Origin of the sequence: Nonomuraea aridisoli (assembly GCF_003236395.1) — a bacterium.
Taxonomy (GTDB): Bacteria; Actinomycetota; Actinomycetes; order Streptosporangiales; family Streptosporangiaceae; genus Nonomuraea; species Nonomuraea aridisoli.
On sequence record NZ_POUD01000701.1, the window covers coordinates 1 to 404 of the forward strand.

1 protein-coding gene is annotated in these 404 nt (G+C 48.8%); it reads right to left on the reverse strand.

All coding sequences use genetic code 11. The features are described 5' to 3' along the window. On the reverse strand, positions 1–282 hold a 282-nt coding region (locus C1J01_RS48815), incomplete at its 3' end, for an alcohol dehydrogenase catalytic domain-containing protein (RefSeq protein WP_149002005.1). Positions 283–404 lie beyond the last annotated feature (122 nt).

The window sequence follows — 404 nt, forward strand, 5'->3', positions numbered from 1 at the left end:
GTATTCGCAATGACCGCATCCTTCGTAGAACCACGCCACGCTGGCACGATCGCCTGGTTTTAATGAGGTGACACCTGGACCCACTTCTGCCACCACACCGATGCCTTCATGGCCCAGAATTACGCCGGTTTTGTCACCAAAATCGCCATTCTTAACATGAAGATCGGTATGACATACACCACAACACTCCATTTTCAGCAGGGCTTCGCCATGTTTCAGTGAGCGCAGTGTTTTATCCGTAACGTCAACGTGATGATCCTTCGTAACAACTGCAGCCTTCATAGTTCCTCCTTTTCGGATGATGTTCTGCATAGCAGGTGAGGCAAATGAGATTTATTCGCCACTACCCAGTATGGATGAGATCTGAAAAAGGGAGAGGAAAATTGCCCGGTAGCCTTCACTAC